The sequence below is a fragment of the Micromonospora sp. CPCC 206060 genome, assembly GCF_036906895.1.
Classification (GTDB): domain Bacteria; phylum Actinomycetota; class Actinomycetes; order Mycobacteriales; family Micromonosporaceae; genus Micromonospora.
In genome coordinates, this window is sequence record NZ_JBAKHU010000167.1 from 1 (window position 1) to 3,696 (window position 3,696).

The following is a 3,696-nucleotide window of genomic DNA, read 5'->3' on the forward strand; positions in this document are numbered from 1 at the left end:
GACTACGAGACCCTGCCAGCCAGCTCCGAAGCCATGATCCACATCGCGATGATCGACAACGTCAGCCGACGCATAACGGACGAAGCCATCCCGACCTGGCGAGGCACATACTAATAGATCAAGGGCAAATCGAACGCCCTCTGAGACGGCCTGCGGTGACACACCGAGCACTGTGGCCAAGGCGGCCCGGGTATGCCCGGCCTTGACCGCCGTGACCGCCCGGCGGTGCAGATCCTCTTGTGCCTGCGGGGAAAGCCGCCGCGCATCTCGCACCACAACACCCATACGGGGCAATGATCAAAAACCATTTGGATTGCGGCTCAATGAGGCGGTAGAAGGCGCCGACTGAAGTGATCCTGACTGGGCACGGTAGGCCATCATAAACAACCGGTTGGCCCTAGTTTAGGGATATTGGGCTGGATGCGACAGTGTGTGCCATGGTAGAGAACAACCGCATCCACCCAGTAGAGATCGTCTTCACGCAACTTGGGACAGGGCATAGTCCCGCCGTTCGAGGTTGAGGTGCTATGCGGGGACGCTGCCGGAACGGCTTGAACAGCGCAAACAGCCGATGAGGCGGCGGGCCGACTGGCCGACGAGAACGTCAATCGGGCAAGCAAACATAGTTTGAGTTGATCAACCCCGGTCCAGCGAGGACACCTGAAATGTGGGCACGGATCTAGTGACCTTCGTCGTCCATGTGTCCACACTGACTGATCACTCAGTTCGTCGGTCGTAGCGGAGGTGGGACCACCGTGACCACGCTATCCACCCCAACCGCTGGCGCGTTCGGCAGCCAAGCCCGGCCCAGCCCAGCGCCCGCACGAGGTCGTGAGGCGCCACCACCTCCTGCGGCCCTTCCCTGGATAGCGGCGCTGGCCGCATCGACTGGTGGCGATGAGCTTGGCTAAGCCGCCGACATGACCAGAGCCGGGTGAAAGCCAGTACCCTTTGAGCGTGTTCTCGCTTTAGTGCCTTGAAGATCACCGGCACGCCCGGTGCGAATGCCGCGCGGATCGCCAATCGTTTAGTTGCTTCCAATTCAAGCCTGCCTGAAAGTCTGATGATCGCCGGTGTGGTCGTGCGGTCGCTCTACTTGGGGATGACCCGCCTATTCAGCGGGCTGGAACTGCTGACTCTCAGGCGTGGAGGCCCCTACAGCGCTTGTGACTAACTCAGGCGCGTCAAATCCCTCATCCCCCAGGAGGTCGTCTTTATGAAAGCTCGCGAAGATGTAACCAGCTATCGAGAATTCGTGAACAGATTGAGGTTGCGAGGAATTCAGGTAGAGGAGACAAATGGCATCGATTTCCCGGCGAACGCCGCGATGCACGACCGCGCGGCCGTCGTCCCAGCCGTCGTCGTCTCTCCGCGCAGCGAATGGGGCGTCGTGCAGACGCTGCAACTGATGGCTGAGTTGAAACTGAACGGGAAGGTCCCGCTGTCAGTCAAAAGTGGCGGCCATGGCTATTTTAACGGCGCGACCTGTGCCGGCATCATGATCAACCTGGCGAACATGACCCAGCGTCGCATTGCAGGCGACACCTTGTTCCTGGAGCCGGGCTGCGTGCTCGGGCAGACCATCAACATTCTGGCCAAGAACCACAAGGCAGTGCCGCATGGCGACTGCTTCGGAGTCGGCGCGGGCGGGCACTTCCTCACCGCCGGGTGGGACCTTATCCTCGCACGCAAATACGGACTTGGGTGTCAATCCGTCGTGGGCGGTCGAGTCGTGCTCTGGGACGGCAGCGTCATCGACGTGGACGAAGAAAACCATCCAGACCTGCTGCTGGCGATGCGCGGCGGTGCCATCGCCAACGTGGGAGTCGTCACCGAAATACGCTTGAAGCTGATAGACGAGCCGGTGCTGGCGACCTGGCGATTCACGCGGATCACCCGAGAGCAGCTGGCTACCTGCGTGGGTCATGGCTTCTTCGGACGATCAGCCAAGCTGCCCCAGGAGGTGTCAGTCTCGGTCCGCATCCACTTCGAGCCGGATCAGCTGGCGCCGGTGTGCTCATTCAACGTTGTAAGCCTACTGACCGCCGAGGCCACCGTACAACTGCTGCGCGAAAACCTGGGAGACGAGGTTACGGACATCGTGGCCGATCTTTCGGCATGGTCAGAGAAGAATTTGCTCGATCTGCGCATGTTGCCGGCTTCGGACTTTCTGGCAGCCCACCCAGAGATGTTGGGGGAGGTAACCGCGCAGGCGCTGCACGCCAATCCCTTATTATACTGGAAGCAGGCCTCGTCCGCGCGGGAGATGGCCAGCTCCTACTTCACGTCCATCTCGAGCTGGGTCGTTCCGGACTGCGAGCCTATGCTCCTCGAACTGTACGCCGCCTTCGAATCAGCGCAGGCGCATCCGTTGCGCGAGCGGATGTACACGCTCGTCATTTTAGGCGGCGGCCGGATGACGGACCTGCAAGATAGCTGTTCCATGCCCTTGGGCGAGGCGCTGGCGCGGTTCGAGCTGCACTGGGATGACCCCGAAACCGAGGAGGCATGGAGCCGCGACTTCACGGACAAGGTTCACCGGATCCTGCTGTCGAAGCAGGATCCGGGGCCCGAGCGCCCCTACCGGGGAGACATCTGGCTGCCCGAGCAGGCGCACGACCCGCGCCTGGAGGCCATCCGCAAGACATACGACCCGGAATAATATCGCGCGCCTGAACGGATGCAGGCACAGATCCGTTGATCATGAAGTTGCTGACGCTTCGTGATCACGGGAGGTTCTGTGCCTGCCATCCCAGCATGGCTGATCGAGCCGTTGTGGGTCCAGTTCGCCGCGCTGACGGGTCGACCTTCTGCGACTCCACCGGGATCGCCGCCTTCCTCCGGGGCGACAACGCCTGCGCCGCGGCCGGTGGCTGGCTGCGACTCACCGGCGCCACCGGGCGGGTCGACCGGATCCTGCGGATGACCGGTCTGGCCGAGTTGCTCCGATACGATCCGACCGCCGACCCGGCGTCGCACGCGCACCACTGATCGGTTAGATTCCCCGCCGGCAGTGATCGCACGGCCGTCGCTCCACCCCCACGAAGAGGCAGGTAGCCATGGGCGCAGAGAGGTCCAGACCGGTCCGCATACTGGTGGTGGACCAGGGCCCGGGCAAAGTCGTAGACGCGTCCGGGATGAGGCATTCGGCTGAGAAGCGCCGGAGTTGCGGGCAGCAAGGCGGGCATGACCGGTTCGGATGATCATCAGGGTGTCGAAGCCTTGATCGTCCGAAGTGAGTCATGCCCGCGCTGCCATCATCGCTGATCTCGTCCTTGTCCTGCGCACCGGCTGTCACGGTGCCCGAAACCGCTGCCGGGCTGGCCGCCGCGTTGGCCAACCTGCCGGATCCCCGCGCTCGCCGGGGCGTGCGGCACGGGTTGGTAGTGGTGGTGACCGCAGCGGTGTGCGCTGTGGTGGCTGGTTACCGCTCCTACACCGCGATCGCCGAGTGGGTCGCCGACGTCCCGGACACCACCGCGTTGGCATTGGGTATCGCCCCGCACCGGCGTCCATCGGAGGCGATGATCCGCCGCTTGTTGCAGGCCCTGGACCCGGACCATCTCACCACTGCCGTCAGCGGCTGGCTCGCCGCACGAACCGCGGCCACATCACCGGCGGGCAGGCGGGCGGTCGCCGTCGACGGTAAGACGCTGCGGGTGCGACACGAGGTCGCATGTGATGAGTGGATCACGG

At 63.3% G+C, this 3,696-nt stretch carries 3 protein-coding genes and 1 pseudogene; all 4 read left to right on the forward strand.

Annotation, left to right across the window (positions count from 1 at the left end):
• Positions 1–114 (forward strand): annotated as a pseudogene (locus V6U90_RS32760) (IS5/IS1182 family transposase); the annotation flags it as partial.
• 1,102 nt (positions 115–1,216) lie between these two features.
• The gene (locus tag V6U90_RS32765; protein ID WP_334444952.1) at positions 1,217–2,662 is read left to right on the forward strand and encodes an FAD-binding oxidoreductase; all 1,446 of its coding nucleotides are present in this window, start codon (positions 1,217–1,219) and stop codon (positions 2,660–2,662) included.
• A gap of 95 nt (positions 2,663–2,757) precedes the next feature.
• Positions 2,758–2,991, forward strand: a complete 234-nt coding sequence (locus tag V6U90_RS32770) for an STAS domain-containing protein (protein WP_334444954.1) — start codon at positions 2,758–2,760, stop codon at positions 2,989–2,991.
• 308 nt (positions 2,992–3,299) lie between these two features.
• Positions 3,300–3,696, forward strand: a 397-nt coding sequence (locus V6U90_RS32775; RefSeq protein ID WP_334444956.1) for a transposase family protein, incomplete at its 3' end; no start/stop codon positions are given.

What these genes read in the sequence shown, in the direction of transcription:
- V6U90_RS32765 (WP_334444952.1), top strand. Translation starts at nt 1,217, where the DNA reads ATGAAAGCTCGCGAAGATGTAACCAGCTATCGAGAATTCGTGAACAGA.
- V6U90_RS32770 (WP_334444954.1), top strand. Translation starts at nt 2,758, where the DNA reads ATGGCTGATCGAGCCGTTGTGGGTCCAGTTCGCCGCGCTGACGGGTCG.